This is a genomic window from Hymenobacter cavernae (assembly GCF_014641455.1).
GTDB classification, from domain to species: domain Bacteria; phylum Bacteroidota; class Bacteroidia; order Cytophagales; family Hymenobacteraceae; genus Hymenobacter; species Hymenobacter cavernae.
Genome location: NZ_BMHT01000005.1, coordinates 241,738 through 259,430, shown reverse-complemented (window position 1 = coordinate 259,430; position 17,693 = coordinate 241,738). Strand labels below are relative to the sequence as shown.

The following is a 17,693-nucleotide window of genomic DNA, read 5'->3' as shown; positions in this document are numbered from 1 at the left end:
TCACATCTTCGATTATTCTTGTCTGCTTGCCGGAGCTTTCACTTGGATGCTATAAATTGCTGAAATGATTTATTTATTCTACACCCATTTTGATAATCAGCTACCGTCAGCGCAATTTGAATTAATGATACGGCAACTCCCGGCGCATATTCAGAATAAAATAGCGCGGTTTAGGAATTGGCAGGATGCGCAGCGAGGCTTATTAGGTAATATGTTGCTGTTAACTGCTTTAAAAGAACTTAAGCTGGATTATCCACTTGCTGATCTGAGATATACTAAGTTTAAGCGGCCTTATTTCGATGGCTTGGTTGATTTTAATATATCGCACTCCGGGGCGTATGTAGTCTGCGGAATTAGTCTTGATGATAAGCTAGGTGTTGATATTGAGTTAATTAAGGATATTTCTTTACAGGAAATGCAAAGCCAGTTTTCTGCGCAGGAGTGGCTGGAGATAGTTGGCAGTAGTGACAAGCTGCGCGCGTTCTACACGCACTGGACCCGCAAAGAAGCTTTCCTGAAAGCAGTTGGCCTAGGTCTTAGCTATTCTCCGGATAAAATAAATTTTATTGATAATGCCATTACCTGGAAAGATGAACCTTGGTATTGCCGCGAGGTAGTACTAGATCATTCTTATGCTTGCCATATCGTGGCGAATAAAGAACATAGTGAGTTGATAATAAAAAATATTTGCTTTGTATAATTGAGTTGGTCGAAATATTAAATCCTGATTAACCTGCTGTGTGTAGCAGTTGCTGTTATTGTTTTTGCACAACCTAGGATACATCAGGAGAGTGAGGCGGGAGAAAGGCTGTAGATAGAGCGTGGAAGCTGGACTTCAGCGCACATAATTGCCTATCTACATGAAAAAACTACTTGTACTGGCCGCGCTACTAGGCTTAGGGCAGCTCAGCAATGCCCAAACGCCGCAGCGTGCCAACGCTTCAGCAACGAGTGTCAGCCAGGCCCAACCGTTGCCGGGCACCGTGATTATTCCGGCCTCCAGCTTCCTGGAAGAAATTCCGAAGGGCAACATCATCGCGGATGCGGGGACGCTGAATGTGCCGTGGCTGTTCGATAACACCGCACTGGTGCTGAAATCGGCAACGAACCTGATGACCAAAGTGCAGGTGCCGGAAGCGGGCACGTACACGCTGTTTGTGCGCAGCCAAGGTGAGAACAATACCTCGTTTAAGGTGGCCGTGAACGATAAGGTAACGGCGGCTAGCTTCGGAAAAGATAAGCTGAGCTGGCAGGCGGGCGGCACCTTTGAGTTGCAGCCCGGCACGGCAAACATCAAAATAACGCGCATTAATGCCGGGCCTGTTTTCGATGTGCTCGTCCTGACGAAAAACCCGAGCCTCAAGGAGGAAGACATTCGGCCTTTTCAGCTCAATGCCAATGTAAAGCTGCTGAAGGAGTACACCGTGCCGTTGTGCAACGCGGTGAAGTTTGGCGACGTGAATGGCGATAGGCAAACCGACTTCATGGTGCTGGAGCCCGATTTCTCCGCCCACGTTTTCGATAACAACGGCAAGGAGCTGTGGAGCTACAAAGCGCCCACCGAGTACACCAAAGAGCGCTCGGAGTTCGAGGCGCCCAGCGTGCTCTGGGATTTTGACCACGATGGCAAAGCTGAAGTCGTGCACTGGCGCTTTATGGAAGGGCAGGAGTGGCTGGTGATGGCCGACGGTCGCACCGGTAAGATCAAGCGGAAAGTGGCGTGGCCGACGAAGCCGCTGCCACACGTCTACAACAACTTTCGCCTGGCGGTTGGCAAGCTGCACCCCGGCGCACCCAACGACTTGGTGGTGTTCACGGACATGGGCGGCTCGATTAACGTGCAGGCGTATGATGCCAAGCTGAAATCGTTATGGAGCCATACCGAGGAGCGCAAAAAGGACAACCTAGGTCACTACGTGTACCCCATCGATCTGAACCAGGATGGGCTGGATGAAGTGCTGGTCGGCTCCTTATTGCTCGATACAAACGGCAAGAAAATCTGGGACCGGTTTGACCTGCTGCCCGACAACCATGACCACGCCGATAGCTACAAATTTGCCGATGTAAATGGCGATGGCCAACTCGATATTGTGACGGCCAACAGCGAAGCCGGCATCTTCATCTACCAGGCCATGACGGGCACAATCATCTGGCAGAACACCGCCGAGCACAGCCAACAGATTCAGGTCGGTAACTTCCTGCGCAACGTGCCGGGGCCGCAAGTGGTAGTGGGCGGCCGCACCTACGGCAATCGACAGATCGGCGAGCCGTATCTGTCGAGCCAGCTGTATTGGTTTGATAACCAGGGAAACCCGGTGAAGAAATGGCCCGGCAACCCGATCAACGGCAACCCGGATTTTGTGCGCGGCAACTGGCGCGGCGATGGCAGCACAGACCTGTTTTGGTACAAGTTTCGGCTGAACGACCTAGGTACCGGCGAGCTGTACTTTCCTGATCCGGTGTTTCATATGTTCGACTTCACAGGCAAAGGCGCCGAAGAAGTCATTACGTTGAATCGGGGCGTGCTGCGCATTTATGGTTATACTCAAGCGACCTACAGCGGCAAAGACAGCAAGAAAAACCTTGATTATCTGAAAGGTACGGTTGTCAACCACACGCACTATTAGGATGTAGCGCGAAGCTCCCGCTTCGCGCCGCGTTGAACGATAATCTTTGTTATCCAACCTAGGTCCGATCGTTCAACGATACGCGAAGCGGGAGCTTCGCGCTACATCGTGCTAGCGTCTGCGCTTCGCGCTACAACTCTAGCTGCACATCACCGCCCGCTGCATAGCCCGTGCACGTCAGCACCAGACCTTTAGCTAGGTCGCGGGCGGTAAGCACCTCGTTGGTCGCCATCCAGACCTTGCCGCTCGTGCAGCGAAGCACGCAGCTGCCGCAGACACCGTTGGCGCAGCTGTACGGCAGCTTAATGCCTTGGTCTTTTGCTGCTTGTAGAATTGACACCGGGTATTGCGCCTGAAACTGATAGGTGGCGTGGGGAAGTTGGATCGTAACGTTGTGCGGGTCAGTATCTGACGGCTCAGCGGAAGAAGGATGCGCCGTTTCGGGGTTGAAGTTTTCACGCCGAATATTGGCCGATGGAATGCCGATTTCGCGCAGGCCGTACACGCACATCCGCATGTAGTTCAGGGGGCCGCAGAGGTACGCCAGGGTGCGTTCCGGGGTAGTTAAGCTGTACTGTTTTACAAATACTTCCAGCAAGTCGCGGTACAAGCGGGCCCGGGCCAGAATGGGGTGGTTGCTGAACAGAAACTCTATTTCCAGCCGATCAGCAAATTGCGAGGCTAGGTGCTGAAGCTCCTGGTAGAAAACCGCGACTTCTGGCGTACGGTTGCTGTAGATGAGAACTGCGTGCAACCTAGGATATAGGTGTAAGACGCTCTTTAACAAAGCATAAATGGGCGTGATACCGCTACCCGCCGCGAAGAAAAACACTTGCTCATAGTCACCTAGGTTGTCGGGCAGGGTGAAGAAGCCGCCGGCGCCGATGGTCAACAGCGTGTCGCCGGCTTGTACGGTATCCACTAAGTAGCGGGAAAAGAGTCCATTCGCCACCCGCTTCACCGTAACCGACAGCGGCTCACCTAGCCCCGGCGCCGATGAAATCGAGTAGGAGCGCCGCACTTCCTCGTTTTGCGAATGCACAAACGTGAGGTACTGCCCGGCTTGGTAGGCAAGCTCCGGCGCATCAAACAGCAAGGTTTTTACCTCGTTGATTTCCTGGCGAACGGCGCTTATAACAATGGGTTTAATCATGTAATTGAATAATTAGCCACCTGAAATAAACTAATGGCTTATGTAGAGACGCAATATTTTGCGTCTCGTCGTTGCTGACCTAGCTTTCTCTTGGCTACCGTTGTTCAACGACGAGACGCAAAATATTGCGTCTCTACACACCTTCAACCTTGTGGACGTTGTACGAGTTTTTCGGCCCGAAATAGGTCATCGGAAGCCTGCAAAATCTTGGCGCGCAGCTTGGGGTTATACGTTGGATGCTGCTGCAAAAACGTGCGTACCGTGCGAGCGGCCGTCGAAGTTTGATAGGAGCCGAACGTAGCTTGCAGCCAGGAATACGGAAAGAAAATGTCACCGGTTAGTTGAATCTCTTCCAGCAACGCGAGGCTTTCCGGCAGGTATTTCTCCGAAGTAGCCGCCCGTAGCGGATGATGCAGATAACCTAGGGCTGTTACCACCCACGCTTCTTTCTCCCGGTTCTTCTCGTCTTTTAAAGACGCGAAAAAAGCATCCCGCACGCGCACATCCGGCGACAAAGCCGGCATTAGAAATTGTAGGCGCTTCTTGCGGTCGGCGTTTTGGATGCGGGTAAGCTGACGGTCCAAAATCGGCGAAGCGGCGGCATAGTCGCGTACGGCTAGGGCTTGCGCCAGAGCCGTGTAGTCGTCTTCGGTCAGTTTCACACCTGCTGGCGCCTGCTCCTTGTCCCAAACTTGGTACAACTGATCTTGCGCCGACTTGGTCAACGCAACTGACTGATACGTCTTGAACAACAGCTTCTTAGAATTAGGAGCGGCATTCTGCTGCATGGCTTGCCAGAGTTCCTGCTCCAACGCCGGAGCTAGGGTTAGGCGCTCCTGCGGTAATAAGAACTTCCAGTAAAGCTCGCTCATTTGCCCAGTCAGCAACTTGAGGTTCAGTTCCTCAGGTTCCTTGGTTAAAAGTTGGCGATAAGCATCCAGCAGCTGCCTAGGTGCCACTACTCGGCCATTGAGCATGTTCTCGTAGAGGTTCACGTAGGCCGAAGCTCGCGCCACCGGATTTTGCAGCGAAGCCAGGCCAGCAGTCATTTGCTTCTCAATCGGGAACACGCCGTAACCTAGCCCCGAGGAGTTGAACAGAATAAAGCTAGGTGCTGGCTGGCCTACGGCTTCGGGTAGGCGCACTTGCCGTTCACTCATGTTCACCGTTAGCTCTTTCACGGCGTCGGGGTAAACCAGTAGCACCTCAAAAAGCTGCGGCCAGATTCGGTTTGACCCATCCTCGGCTTGCTGCTTCAGGACCAACTGCGTGATTTTGCCGCCGGTGGTTTGCAAGTCATAATCGAAGAGGGGACGGCCGGGCTCGTTGACCCACACTTCATTCCAAGCGTGCAGATCGGCGGGCGTGCGCGCGTCCAGAATCTGGATGAGGTCGGGCCAGGTAGCGTTGCCGTGGGCGTACTTCATCAGGTACTCGCGCAAGCCTTGCTGAAACGCTTCCGGGCCCATCAGCCGCTCTAGCTGCCGCATCATGATGGGCGCTTTGTGGTAAATGATGTTGCCGTAGAGCGAGCCCGCGTCCTGCAAATTAGCCAGCGGCTGTCGGATTGGGTTGGCGCCCGTAGTGCGGTCGACGCTGTAGGCGGCGGGGTAATGGTCGAGCACGAATTTGAGGTCGTAGTTCGAGTTAGCCACGGCCACCTGCGAGATTTTATCGGCCATGAAGTTGGCAAACACCTCCTTCATCCACACGTCGTTGAACCACTGCATCGTCACCAAATCGCCAAACCACATGTGGGCCGTTTCGTGCGAAATCAAGTTGGCGCGGGCTAGCTTCTGGTCCTGGGTGGCGCCGTCGTCCAGAAACAGCGAAGATGCTTTGTAATCGATAGCACCCACGTGCTCCATGCCGCCGTACTGAAAATCGGGAATGGCCACGAAGTCGAACTTGCGGAACGGATACGGCAGCTGGGTGTACTCCTGCATAAACGCCAGTGCATCCGCGTGAATCTGGAAAATAGGACCTAGGCTCAGGCGAAGTTTATTCTGGTCCGTCTCGCGGTGCAAGAGGTTCATTGGCCGGCCATTCAGCTGCTGCGTAACCTTCGTGAACTTACCCGCCGCAAATGAAAATAGGTAGGTGCTGATGGTGTCGGAAGGTGCGAAGTGGTAGGTCTTGCTGGCGCCCGCCACGACGGAATCCTGCAACGGCCCATTCGCTACGGCTTGCCAAGCCGTGGGCAGCGTGAGCGAAAGCTTGAACGAGGCCTTCAGGTTAGGCTGGTCAAAAACCGGGAACACCGTGCGCGCCCGCTCCGGCACCAGCAGCGTGTACAGGTAATCGTCGCTACGATTCAGGGATAAGTTGCCGGCGGTAAATTCAATCTGCACCTCATTGGCGCCTTTGCGCAAAGCCGCGGCGGGCAGCACGAGGTGCTCATTGCGGTGGTCAATTGGCACAGCCTTCTTGTTGACAACCACTTTTTTCAGATGGTCCGTCTTTTCCTTGAAGTCTAGCTGAAGTGGCTGTTTGTTGTCCTTCAGGTGAAAGAACACGGACTCGGAAGCCGCGATGGCGGTTTCCTTTTGCGCTGGAATTGTGAAAGCTAGGGTGTAGGTTATCTGACTCACGTTTTGCTTCCGTGCGCTAGCCAGCGCCTCCAACACGCCTTTCTCAACCGGTATGTCGCTAGCCGCTACCATCTTCTTCTGACTGTAAGCATTAAGATTGATGGCCAGCAACAGCAAGCCCGTTTGGGAAAAGGTTTTAACTAGATGATTCATGCGGACTGACGTTCGAAGAAAAGGCTAGGGGAGGAGCAACGGTTGAATGAAATGATAGTCTACTTTAGCTGCCCGACGTTGCACAACTCGCGCCTGTCGGTTCGATGCCCTAAGTGTCCGACCGGTTGTCGGCTGCTGATGTCTGCAAAAGCTAGGTGCACGATTGTCGTACTGACAAATCGTTTCAACGCCTACCGGTCCGACGCCTAGGGCGTCGGACCGGTAGGCGACATGCATAATTCTGCGAAACGACTGTATATTCCACCAGAACTAGCAGCAGACTAACCGCTAAGCTACTTGCAAACCGTAAGCAATAACGCATGGAAAACCTTTACCCGACGCCGGCCACGCGTGCGGAGGTTCAGCTCTACCCGTTGGGTGAATCGGCCGTGGTCGTGCAATTCGGCGATGCTATTAAGCGCCACGCGCACCACGAAGTGCAGGCGCTGAGCGCTTACTTGGATGCGCATCCTTTTCCCGGCTTTGTGGAGTATGTGCCTGCTTTTACGACGGTTACGGTCTATTATAACCCTTTGGAAGTAAGCTTGGCTAAGGAAGCTAGCCCTTCCGACAGCGTAGCAGAAACGCTGAAGCAGATGCTGCTCCAGACCACGACGGAAGCTGAAAATACGGCGCCACACGTCATAGAAATACCCGTGTGCTACGGCGGCAAGTTTGCGCCCGACCTAGCTTTTGTCGCTGGCCATACGCACCTTAGTCAGGAAGAAGTTATTGCCCTGCATACTCAACCCGAATACCTCGTGTACATGATTGGCTTCGCGCCGGGCTTTCCGTACCTAGGTGGCATGAACGAGCAGCTGGTGGTGCCGCGCAAAGAAAAGCCGCGCACGAAAGTGCCCGCTGGCTCAGTCGGCATTGCGGGCAAGCAAACGGGCGTGTATTCCATTCAAACGCCCGGCGGCTGGCAGCTGATTGGCCGCACGCCGCTGCGCCTTTTCACGCCGCACGGCCCAACACCTAGCTTATTGAGCGCCGGCGATTACATCCGGTTTGTGCCCATCACCGAACGAGAATACGAGCGCACCCAACAGCATGAGTCTTAGTGTTATCAGCCCCGGCCTCCTGACCACCATTCAGGACCTAGGCCGCCGCGGCTACCGCAAAGAAGGCGTACCTACCAGCGGCGCCATGGATACCGTTGCCCTACGCGTTGCCAATCTGCTGGTGGGCAACCCGGAGCGTACAGCCGGCATTGAAATCACTTTTTTAGGCCCAAAAATCCGATTTGAAACCGACCACTTAATTGCTCTCACCGGCGCCGATTTACAGCCTAAGCTCAACGGAGAGCCTATCAAAATGAACCGCCCCGTAGCCGTACGCGCAGGCGGCGTGCTGACTTTTGGCGGCTTGCGGGCCGGCTCCCGGGCGTACTTGGCCTTGTCGGGCGGCTTGGCCGTGCCGCCGGTGTTAGGGAGCCAGGCCACATATCTGCGGGCAGGCATCGGAGGCCTGGGTGGTAGAGCCTTCAAAACCGGCGACGCCGTACCGAGCGCCGGCCTGACGGAGCTAGGTCGCAAAATCTGGCAGGCGCTTATCGCTACGCAGCCCGCTCATGCGTGGGCGCAGGCTAAATGGACGCCCGACCCGAAGCTGTTCCCAGCGCCGCACGAAAGTCCTTTTGTGCGGGCTATCCGGGGGCAGGAATATGACCTGTTTTCGGAGCAAAGCCAGCACGACTTCTGGCAGCAGGAATTCATCGTCACGTCTGATTCCGACCGCATGGGCTACCGCTTGCAAGGGCCGACCCTAGCCCGACAGGAGCCGGGGGAGGTTTTGTCCAGCGCCGTGGCTTTTGGCACCATCCAAGTGCCGAATGAAGGCAACCCCATTGCTTTGCTGGCCGACCACCAAACCACCGGTGGCTATCCGCGCATTGCGCAAGTGGTAGCCGCCGATTTTTCCTGCTTGGCGCAAGTGCAGCTCGGTAGAAAAATCCGCTTCCGGGAAGTGTCGCTGGCAGAAGCTCAAGAGCTGTACGCGCAGCAGGAAAAGGCCATTACCGAAATCAAACAAGCCTTGCATTTTAAGCTCACCCATTTATGACAGAGTCGTTTTTCGTCGACCTGAACTGCGACCTAGGAGAAAGCTACGGCGCCTATAAGCTCGGCAACGACGAAGCTATTTTGCCCTTCGTCACGTCAGCCAATATTGCCTGCGGCTTCCACGCCGGCGACCCGGCCGTGATGAAGAAAACGGTGCGCTTGGCCTTGCAACATCAAGTTGCCATCGGCGCGCACCCCGGCTTGCCTGATCTGGTCGGCTTTGGCCGGCGCGAAATGGCGATTTCGCCGGAAGAAGCCTACGACATGACGGTGTACCAGATTGGTGCCTTGGCTAGCTTCGTGAAGGCGGAAGGTGGCACGATGCACCACGTAAAACCCCACGGCGCCCTCTACAACATGGCCGCCGTGACGCCCGCGCTGGCCCAAGCCATAGCCGAAGCCGTGTACCGCGTCAATCCGGAGCTGGTGCTGTATGGTCTGGCAGGCAGTGCCCTTATCCAAGCTGGCCAGAAGCTAGGTCTGCGCACCGCCAACGAGGTTTTCGCCGACCGCACCTATCAGCCCGACGGCACGCTCACCTCGCGCCGTTTGCCCAACGCCTTGCTTTCCGATCCGCAGGAGGCTATTCAGCAGGTGTTGCGGATGGTAAAGGAAGGTAAAGTTCGTTCCCTGCTCGGCGCTGATGTCGCCATCCAGGCCGACACCATCTGCATTCACGGCGACAGTGCGCACGCGGTGGAGTTTGCTCAGCAAATCAGTCAGGTTCTGAAGGCGGAAGGCATTATTATTCAGTCCACACAACCTACTGCATGAAGCCGCCCCGCAACCTAGGTGTGCTGCTGGGCGCGGGCTTTTTGATGGCCACTTCCGCCGTCGGCCCTGGCTTTCTGACCCAAACCACTGTGTTTACCGAGTCGCTCGGAGCTAGCTTTGGCTTCGTCATCTTGGCCTCGATTCTGGTCGATTTGGGAGTGCAGCTGAATATCTGGCGCGTCATTGCCGTGGCAGAAAAGCGGGCGCCCGACATTGCCAACGCCGTGTTACCAGGGCTAGGTGGCTTTATTTCCTTCCTGATTGTGCTTGGCGGCTTAGCTTTCAACATCGGCAACGTAGCCGGCGCGGGCCTAGGTCTTCAGGCTCTAACAGGACTATCTGTAGAAACCGGAGCGGTCGTAACCGCCGCCTTCGCCATTGCCATTTTCCTGGTAAAAGAAGCCGGCAAAGCCATGGACCGCTTCGCTCAGCTCATGGGCCTGCTCATGATTGGCATTATCATCTACGTGGCCCTCACCTCCGCGCCGCCCGTAGCCGAAGCCATGGTGCGCACCTTTGCCCCCACCAAAATCGACTTCATGGCGATTATCACGCTGGTCGGGGGCACCGTGGGCGGCTACATCACCTTCTCCGGCGGCCACCGGCTGCTCGACGCGGGCGTGAAGGGACAAGCCGCGCTAGGGCAAGTGACGTCGAGCGCCGCTGCTGGTATTACCGTGGCTTCAATCGTGCGCATCTTTCTGTTTTTGGCGTCGCTCGGCGTGGTTAGCCAAGGCCTGAAAATAGATGCTGCGAATCCACCTGCTTCCGTGTTCCGACTAGCAGCCGGCGAGCTAGGCTACAAGCTGTTTGGCGTGGTAATGTTCTCGGCCGCTATTACGTCCGTTATCGGCTCGGCTTACACATCAGTGTCTTTCCTAAAGTCATTCAGCCAGAAAGTAGCGCAGTATGAAAACTGGATTATCATCGGCTTCATCATCCTTTCCACGCTCATTTTCGTGACCATCGGCAAGCCGGTCAGCTTGCTTATCCTGGCAGGTGCGCTCAACGGTTTTATTCTGCCGATTACCCTGGCTACTATGCTGGTAGCTGCCTACCGACGCAACATCGTGGGCGAGTATCGCCATCCGGTCGGTCTAGCTATTTTAGGTGGCGTGATGGTGCTGGTGATGACGGTGCTAAGCGCGAAAGTCTTTACCGAGCAGCTCGCTTCCTTGTTCGCCTAAAGCTGCCATTCTGAATGCATTGAGGAATCTGAGTTATTTACCTAGGTTGGTATCCTCAGATTCCTCAATGCATTCAGAATGACATTTATTTGGAATGCTAAACCTAGCTTTTCGCCCGGTTGCAGACTCGGTGGATAAAGGCCATCTTCTTAATCACTTCGGGGTAAATAATGAACGGGTACGGGTCGTGCAGGCCCATGCTGCGGTTGAGGCTGTTCATGGTGAACGTGAGCGGCAGCCACATGTTCATGATGACGGTAAAGTCGCTGATCTGGTATGGATCTTCCGTCAGCTCCACCTCTAAGTGGTCCGACTTACGCGCCACTTCCGGCTTGATGCTCAACTGAAAAGCCGAGGCTGTTTGCAGCGTATCCATAATGTGCAGGTAGTGCGCCCACGTTTCGGCCCAGTCTTCCCACGGGTGCGACGTAGCATAAGCACTGATGTAGTGCTGGTTCCAATCAGCAGGCGGTCCTTGGGCGTAGTGCTTTTTCAAGGCTTCGCCATAATCTTGGCGGTCATCCCCAAAAATCTTCCGGAATTCAGCCAGGTGTTCCGTGCCGTCGATCAGCCGATCCCAGTAATAATGCCCCACCTCGTGCCGAAAGTGCCCGAGCACCGTCCGGTAAAGCTCATCCATGGCTTTGCGGGCCATTTCGCGCTCAATATCATCGGCCTCGGCAATATTGAGCGTGATAAGGCCATTCTCGTGGCCCGTCAGAATCCGTTGGCTGCTATCCTTGCTTTCATCCGCCACAAAATCAAAGGATAGACCTTTTTCCGGAGAAACGATCTTACTTAGTACCGGCAGCTTCATTTGCAGCAAGCTGAAAATCAATCGGTGCTTGGCAAATTCAATTGCTTTCCATCGCTGCACATATTCCGGCTTACTTAAATTCGGAATAGTATGATTTAATGTGCACGCTGTGCAAAATGGTGTTTCGCTATTTTGAGGAACCATCCAATTGCAAACGTCATGCTCATGATTAGCGCAATACCTATAATGATCAGATTTTGAATCATTGTATAACGTATAAGTATCGTTTTCTTGCTTTACAAGCGCAAGTAACTTTGACTTATTAGTTTCAAAGCCGAGCGGGTATTTACACTTCTCGCACGTAGTATTTTCGAAATACAACAGCTGGCCGCAATGGCTGCATTTAAAGAGTCTCATTAATTCCAGAAGCCGTTATCGTTGTTAAAAGAAGAGTCTTTTTGGCTAAGCCCCTATCAAACGAATACTACCTAGGTAGGTTGTGCTTTCTACTGGTTATGAGCTAGATATGCGACAACAAAATGCCGCTACTGCTGAGGTTGAAAAAAGAAGCCACTAGCAGCAGAACTATTGCTTTTCTTTCATAGCACCCTTAAATCAAATACCGAAACGAGGCTGCTACGCCCTTTTACTGTTGTGATACCCTTCCTGCGCAGGGCAATTCGCTGCAATCATAGTACCTCAAAGTTGGGTTTGCTAGCCTTCTTACAAGCCTCTTTTACCGACAAGAAAGATGCTTTTCGTGCGGTATATGTCTTAAAGTCAGATGGATACACATTCAATGTAAGCCATAGGCTAGGTTTTGTGCATCGTTTAGGGTGATGATACGCGTATAATATGTCTGCCAAGACTTTGAACAATGTCATTTAATCAATAGCATTACTACAGAGCATAAGCAGAACGGTGCATAAATCATTTTGCTTTGCAAATATTTAAGCGCAACACTACATTCCGTGTAGACCACACACCTAGCTATGAAAGAAAATTCGTTGTTGCAGTCCTACCAGGAACAGCCAAATGTTTGGGATGAAATGTTCAACCTGGAAGGAATAAGGCCTGAGTATAGGAATTTTGTATCGGCAATTGAGAACCTGGAAAGCGCGGAAATGACGCGCAAGGATGAATTAGCAAAAAAGCTATTCATGAGCCAGGGGATTACCTTTACAGTGTATAGCAGCGGCGAAGGTATTGAGAAAATATTTCCTTTTGATATTATTCCTCGCATCATAAAACAAGAGGAATGGAAACACATAGAAGCGGGTATCAAGCAACGGCTGAAAGCGCTTAACATCTTTCTGAAAGATATATACCATCAGCAGTTTATTATCAAGGATGGTATTGTTCCGGCAGCGCTAATCTATTCATGCCCGCAATTCCTGCGGGAAATGGTGAACGTAGATGTGCCGTATGACATTTACACCCACATTGCCGGCGTAGATCTTATTCGGGACCATGACGGCGAGTTCTACGTGCTCGAAGATAATCTGCGTACACCTTCGGGCGTTTCCTACATGCTCGAAAATAGGAGTATAACCTACAGGATTTTTCCGGATTTGCTTCCGAAAAATAATGTTCAACCAGTTAAGGATTATCCTGACATATTATTCCGAAACCTACGCGCTATTGCGGAAGGACGAAGCAGCGACCCCACTGTTGTCTTATTATCGCCTGGTATTTACAATTCAGCTTATTTCGAACATACGACCCTAGCTCGCCTGATGGGGATTAGGCTGGTAGAAGGCAGGGACTTAATCGTGCATAATCATTTCGTTTATATGAAAACAACGAAAGGGTTAAAGCAGGTAGACGTAATTTATAGACGAGTCGACGACGAATTTCTGGACCCGTTAGTTTTTCACCCCGATAGTGCACTTGGGGTACCGGGTATTTATTCGGCCTACCGGAAAGGCAATGTGGCCATTGTAAATGCAATGGGAAACGGCGTTGCCGATGATAAAGCGGTTTATTCCTACGTGCCCGAAATGATTCGTTATTACCTGAACGAAGAGCCTATATTGAAGAATGTTCCGACGTATCAGATGGCCGATGCGGATAAGCGGAAGATGGTCTTCGATAACATGGAACGTATGGTAATCAAGCGCACGAACGAATCGGGTGGGTATGGAATGCTGATTGGTAGTAGCGCCACCGAAGAGCAAATGCAGGACTTCAAAAGAGCCATTACCGAAGATCCTCGGAGCTTTATTGCGCAGCCAATCATTAGTTTATCTTCAACGCCGTGCTACATCAATGGGGTGCTCCAGCCGCGTCGCGTCGACCTGCGGCCTTTCGCGCTCTGCGGTCCTGATGGAATAGATATCGTGCCCGGCGGTCTTACCCGCGTAGCACTGAAAGAGGGTTCGTTGGTCGTAAACTCGTCGCAGGGCGGCGGCAGTAAGGATACCTGGGTGCTAGGTAGCTAGGAAAGAAGCACGCAAAAGAATACCTGTTTGCTACGCTGTAAGTAGGCTATGGCTTCCGGAGAAAGCTAGGTCGCTGTGTAAGCGTAAAATATTAACTGTAATAAAACAAAAATGCTGAGCCGCGTTGCAGATACCATTTACTGGCTAGCCCGCTACATGGAAAGAACCCAATCTATGTTGCAGGTAATTCGTACTAATTATATTGCGTCTCAGGATGAAATACGTCAATTTAGTTGGCGACCATTGCTATACGCCTATGGTGAGCTTAACCAAGAGGAGATAAACCAGGTAGAACGGAATACGCCTAAAGTCCTTGAGCATCTTATTTTAGATAAGTTAAATCACGCCTCTGCTTACAATAATATTCTGCAAGGTAGAGAAAACGCACGTGCCGTTCAAGATCACATCACCAAAGAGGTATGGCAGTGCCTCAACGACTATTATCATTTAGTGCGCGATGAGGAATTGGTTAGTCAAATTAAGTACGGTGACCCTGTTTCTGGCGTCGATATCTTAATGAAAAACAGTGTGCTTTTTACCGGCGTAGTCAAGAATACTATGTCGCGTGATGAAGGATACGCTTACATTAATATAGGCAAGTTTTTGGAGCGTGCTATTCAGATAGCTGACATTATCAGAGTGAAGTGGGCAGGCGTTTCGCACGATGCCCAGCAAATGGTGGAAACTCCTGAGTTGAGATATTTGCTCTACTCTTTGTTTGGGTACGAGTTTTTTATCAAAACTTACAAGGGAAATTTCAGTCCGGATAATGTGTTGCAGCAAGTTATTTATAATACGTATTTTCCTCACTCTTTATTGTATAGCTTAAATCAATTAAGCCGGTATTTTGAGCGTTTAAAAGAGGAGAGTTTGCCAGAGAGCTTTGAGCAGGTTGAGTTTCTGATTGGTAAAGTCAGGAATGAGGTGAAGTATAGTCACTTCACGAACGAAGATCCTGAAGTGCTGACTGCTTTTTTGCTTCAGGTAAGAAACGAGCTGCTTGGAGTAGCAACTGCTTTTAGTAAATATTATTTTGGGAACAGCTAAACACGAAGCCAAATGCCTTCCTATAACATAAAACACATTACGCGCTACTCGTATGCCTCGCCGGTAATCGATTGTACCAACCAGATAATGGTATACCCTATCGAAGACGAGCGACTGGAAGTGAAAAAGCATGAACTATATGTTTCTTCTCACCCCATTATAGAAACCTATGTTGACTACTTTGGGAATAGAGTAGGCGTATTTTCTGTTATTCAGCCGCATACAGAGCTAGTAATAGAATCTAATGTTGACATTGTTACGAATCCCATCCAATTTCCTATGGATGAGATGCCTGCTAATCAGCAGTGGAATGCTTTAAACGAGCTAAAAAATGACGCTGCCTTTATGGACTTCTTAGTTCAGGAAAAGCTAGCTTCTTATGATAAAATAAAAGAAGTATTAAGCGCTGTTGTTAATTATTCGGACAAGCCGCTGAAAAATGCGCTTGTGTTGTCCGAGTATGTATACAATAATTTCGAGTATAAAACCGGCGTGACGAATATTGAAACGCCGGTTGAAGAAATCTGGGAGTTGAAGGCGGGGGTTTGCCAGGACTTTGCCCACTTGCTGCTGTTTATGCTGCGGATGTTTGGCTTTCCGGCGCGCTACGTCAGCGGTTATATCTGCCCCAAAGACGAGGGTGTGCGCGGGGAAGGCGCTACCCACGCCTGGGTGGAGGTGTACATCCCCTTCTACGGGTGGCTAGGTCTCGATCCGACCAATAACTGCATCGTGAACGACGGGCACGTACGCATCGCAGTGGGGCGTAATTTCTCGGATTGCACGCCCGTGAAAGGCACGTATAAAGGCATGGGTGCGCACAAGCTGGAAGTATCGGTGCATATTGAAAACGGTACGCCCAGAGCCATCGAAAGAGCGTCAACTGAGCCCACGTACACGTATGAGGTGAAAGACCCGGAAGTGCCTGTTAACTCGTATCGGCTATTCTTGGAGATGCAGCAGCGCCAACAACAGCAGCAGCAGCAACAACAGTAACCCTAGCTCCTACAACAACGAGAGCCCCGACAGTCTCGTCGGGGCCCTCGTCTTTTGAAGAAGTAGTTCTTCTAGTTCCGTCGGATCATATCCGTCACAGCGTCAGCCCACTGGGGGGTGGCGTTGAGGCTAGGTACCAGCTGCCAATGCTCGCCGCCGGCCTGCTCGAATAGCTCCTTGAACTCCAAGCCTACTTCAATGGTCGTTTCGAGGCAATCGGCGACGAAGGCAGGGGAGAAGGCCAGCACGTTTTTGATGCCTTTCGCGGGCATTCCTTTCAGCACTTCGTCGGTATAGGGTTGCAGCCACGGGTCGCGCAAGCGGCTTTGCAGGCGGCTTTGGAAAGAGGTAGTGTACTGATCTTCGTCCAAACCTAGCTCCTTGGCCAACAGGCGCGAGGTTTCGAAGCACTGGGCGCGGTAGCAGTAGCGGTTGTTTTTGTTGTAGGTGTTGCAGCACTTGCCCAGCTGACAATAGCCTTTGAAGCTACCCTTCAGCACATGGCGCTCCGGAATACCGTGGTAGCTGAACACCACATGGTCGTAGTCGCGCTTGGCCATTTCGGCTTTGCCTAGGGTGGCGAAAGAGGCAATAAAGCCGGGGTCATCGGTGAAGGTGCTGATGAAGGAAATGCTCGGCACTACCCACCATTTACCCACAATCTCCATTACCTTTTCCTGCACCGAGCCGGTGCTGGCGGCGGCGTACTGCGGAAACAGCGGCAGCACAATAATGCGGTCGACGGCGGCATCGCGCAATTCTTCCAAAGCTTTCTCAATGCTAGGCTTCTGGTAGCGCATGCCGAAAGCCACGACGTACTCTGGCCCTAGCTTTTCCTGCACCAGGCGCTGCAAATCGAGACCGTGGTAGAGCAGCGGCGAGCCGCGTTCGGTCCAGAGCTGCTGGTAGATTTTGGCCGATTTCGGCGCCCGGAGCGGCACCACAATGCCTTGAAACAGCGGATAACGCACGGCCGCGGGCATGTCAATCACGCGGGCGTCGGTGAGAAACTCATTGAGGTAGCGGCGCACGTCGGGCGTTTGGGGCGAGTCGGGCGTACCTAGGTTTACTAGCAACACGCCAATGCGGCGCTTAGCGGAAGTGGGAGTTGGCATAAGTAAGAGACGAGCTGTCCGTCAGTAGACAAAGGTACGGCCTCCTGGGTTTGCGAAGAAGGCAGTATTTTTCGTCATGCACTCTTCCTTAAAACACCTGACCACGAACGACACGCTGGCTGTTGGCTTCTTTAACCTGATATTGTGGGCAGCTACCTAACGTGGCGCCGACCGTGCGCTGCTATGCCAAGGATACTCGGGAGCACGAGCGGATATTTGCGCCCGCTCGCCTGCATTTTGGGGCAACCAAAACCAGTATTGCGTTTGATGCATCGGTGCTGGACTTGCCTGTGTTCAACGCCAACGCGACGCTGTTTCCTTTCTTCGAGCAGCATGCCAATGCGCTGCTGGTCAGCTGCGCTAACTTAGCTGAGCTGAGCGCGTAAAGCGCGAAATCATGCAGCTATTGAAAGGGGCCGAGCCTGCCCTGAGCGCCGTAGCCGATCAGCTAAACCTAGGGGTGCGCTCCATGCAGTAGCACCTGAAGACTGCCAACCTCCCCTACCAGCAGCTGCTCGATGAGATGCGGCAGGAGCTGGCCCAGCGCCACCTGCGCGACCCGTTTCTGAGCACAACGGATATTGCCTTTCTGCTCGGCTACTTCGAACTCAGCGTGTTCGTGCGCTCCTTCAAACGATGGGCGGGAGTTTACGTTAAGAGCCTAAAAGGCTAGGTTTTGAAAAGATGCCTGACTTGATGTGAGCAAAATTCGGCCGTTTGGGCCGCGGCATTGTTGACCATTTCCGCAGAAGAAATTGACCGAACGCGCAAATCGGCGGGCAGCTTCCT

At 52.5% G+C, this 17,693-nt stretch carries 15 protein-coding genes and 1 pseudogene; 12 read left to right on the top strand and 4 right to left on the bottom strand.

The features are described from left to right. The first annotated feature begins 64 nt into the window (after nucleotides 1-64). Both IEX74_RS14700 and IEX74_RS14695 read left to right on the top strand, forming a co-directional pair. Nucleotides 65-700 (top strand): 4'-phosphopantetheinyl transferase family protein, encoded by a 636-nt coding sequence (locus tag IEX74_RS14700; RefSeq protein ID WP_188814770.1) that lies wholly within the window; start codon nucleotides 65-67, stop codon nucleotides 698-700. Nucleotides 701-860: 160 nt separating this feature from the next. Further along, on the top strand, nucleotides 861-2,627 hold the full coding sequence (locus tag IEX74_RS14695; protein WP_188814769.1) for a hypothetical protein: 1,767 nt from the start codon (nucleotides 861-863) through the stop codon (nucleotides 2,625-2,627). A gap of 130 nt (nucleotides 2,628-2,757) precedes the next feature. Here IEX74_RS14695 and IEX74_RS14690 read toward each other — a convergent pair whose 3' ends face one another. Continuing rightward, nucleotides 2,758-3,780 carry a ferredoxin--NADP reductase gene (locus tag IEX74_RS14690; protein WP_188814768.1) on the bottom strand — a complete coding sequence of 341 codons (1,023 nt, stop codon included), beginning with the start codon at nucleotides 3,778-3,780 and terminating at the stop codon, nucleotides 2,758-2,760. 143 nt (nucleotides 3,781-3,923) lie between these two features. Beyond that, on the bottom strand, nucleotides 3,924-6,524 hold the full coding sequence (locus tag IEX74_RS14685; RefSeq protein ID WP_188814767.1) for a M1 family aminopeptidase: 2,601 nt from the start codon (nucleotides 6,522-6,524) through the stop codon (nucleotides 3,924-3,926). 320 nt (nucleotides 6,525-6,844) lie between these two features. On the opposite strand from IEX74_RS14685, the gene pxpB reads away from it, so the two are divergent. Genes pxpB through IEX74_RS14665 form a run of 4 tightly spaced genes read left to right on the top strand, consistent with a single transcriptional unit; the run spans nucleotide 6,845 to nucleotide 10,548 of the window. Next, complete coding sequence (gene pxpB, locus IEX74_RS14680) at nucleotides 6,845-7,588, top strand: 5-oxoprolinase subunit PxpB (RefSeq protein ID WP_188814766.1); 744 nt, start codon at nucleotides 6,845-6,847, stop codon at nucleotides 7,586-7,588. Continuing rightward, nucleotides 7,578-8,588, top strand: coding sequence for a 5-oxoprolinase subunit C family protein (locus IEX74_RS14675; RefSeq protein ID WP_188814765.1), 1,011 nt, complete (start codon nucleotides 7,578-7,580; stop codon nucleotides 8,586-8,588). Before pxpB ends, IEX74_RS14675 begins: the two co-directional genes overlap by 11 nt. Next, nucleotides 8,585-9,361 carry a 5-oxoprolinase subunit PxpA gene (gene pxpA / locus IEX74_RS14670; RefSeq protein ID WP_188814764.1) on the top strand — a complete coding sequence of 259 codons (777 nt, stop codon included), beginning with the start codon at nucleotides 8,585-8,587 and terminating at the stop codon, nucleotides 9,359-9,361. The genes IEX74_RS14675 and pxpA overlap by 4 nt, the downstream gene beginning before the upstream one ends. Next, nucleotides 9,358-10,548, top strand: coding sequence for an NRAMP family divalent metal transporter (locus tag IEX74_RS14665; RefSeq protein WP_188814763.1), 1,191 nt, complete (start codon nucleotides 9,358-9,360; stop codon nucleotides 10,546-10,548). The genes pxpA and IEX74_RS14665 overlap by 4 nt, the downstream gene beginning before the upstream one ends. Nucleotides 10,549-10,651: 103 nt before the next feature. On the opposite strand, the gene IEX74_RS14660 is transcribed toward IEX74_RS14665, so the two are convergent. Further along, nucleotides 10,652-11,722: a zinc-binding metallopeptidase family protein gene (locus IEX74_RS14660; protein WP_188814762.1), complete on the bottom strand. Its 1,071-nt coding sequence runs from the start codon at nucleotides 11,720-11,722 to the stop codon at nucleotides 10,652-10,654. Nucleotides 11,723-12,297: 575 nt separating this feature from the next. On the opposite strand from IEX74_RS14660, the gene IEX74_RS14655 reads away from it, so the two are divergent. From IEX74_RS14655 to IEX74_RS14645, 4 genes and pseudogenes are all read left to right on the top strand, one after another. Then, nucleotides 12,298-13,746: a circularly permuted type 2 ATP-grasp protein gene (locus IEX74_RS14655; RefSeq protein ID WP_188814761.1), complete on the top strand. Its 1,449-nt coding sequence runs from the start codon at nucleotides 12,298-12,300 to the stop codon at nucleotides 13,744-13,746. 111 nt (nucleotides 13,747-13,857) lie between these two features. Next, nucleotides 13,858-14,793, top strand: coding sequence for an alpha-E domain-containing protein (locus IEX74_RS14650; protein ID WP_188814760.1), 936 nt, complete (start codon nucleotides 13,858-13,860; stop codon nucleotides 14,791-14,793). 12 nt (nucleotides 14,794-14,805) lie between these two features. Beyond that, a pseudogene (locus IEX74_RS23510) lies at nucleotides 14,806-15,033 on the top strand (transglutaminase N-terminal domain-containing protein); the annotation flags it as partial. Nucleotides 15,034-15,138: 105 nt separating this feature from the next. Further along, nucleotides 15,139-15,789: a transglutaminase-like domain-containing protein gene (locus IEX74_RS14645; protein ID WP_229755311.1), complete on the top strand. Its 651-nt coding sequence runs from the start codon at nucleotides 15,139-15,141 to the stop codon at nucleotides 15,787-15,789. A gap of 71 nt (nucleotides 15,790-15,860) precedes the next feature. On the opposite strand, the gene hemH is transcribed toward IEX74_RS14645, so the two are convergent. Continuing rightward, nucleotides 15,861-16,904 (bottom strand): ferrochelatase, encoded by a 1,044-nt coding sequence (gene hemH, locus IEX74_RS14640; RefSeq protein WP_188814758.1) that lies wholly within the window; start codon nucleotides 16,902-16,904, stop codon nucleotides 15,861-15,863. Nucleotides 16,905-17,065: 161 nt separating this feature from the next. On the opposite strand from hemH, the gene IEX74_RS14635 reads away from it, so the two are divergent. Both IEX74_RS14635 and IEX74_RS14630 read left to right on the top strand, forming a co-directional pair. Continuing rightward, the gene (locus IEX74_RS14635; protein ID WP_229755310.1) at nucleotides 17,066-17,290 is read left to right on the top strand and encodes a hypothetical protein; all 225 of its coding nucleotides are present in this window, start codon (nucleotides 17,066-17,068) and stop codon (nucleotides 17,288-17,290) included. A 95-nt stretch (nucleotides 17,291-17,385) separates the two neighbouring features. After that, nucleotides 17,386-17,577, top strand: a complete 192-nt coding sequence (locus tag IEX74_RS14630; RefSeq protein ID WP_262892041.1) for a helix-turn-helix domain-containing protein — start codon at nucleotides 17,386-17,388, stop codon at nucleotides 17,575-17,577. Nucleotides 17,578-17,693 lie beyond the last annotated feature (116 nt).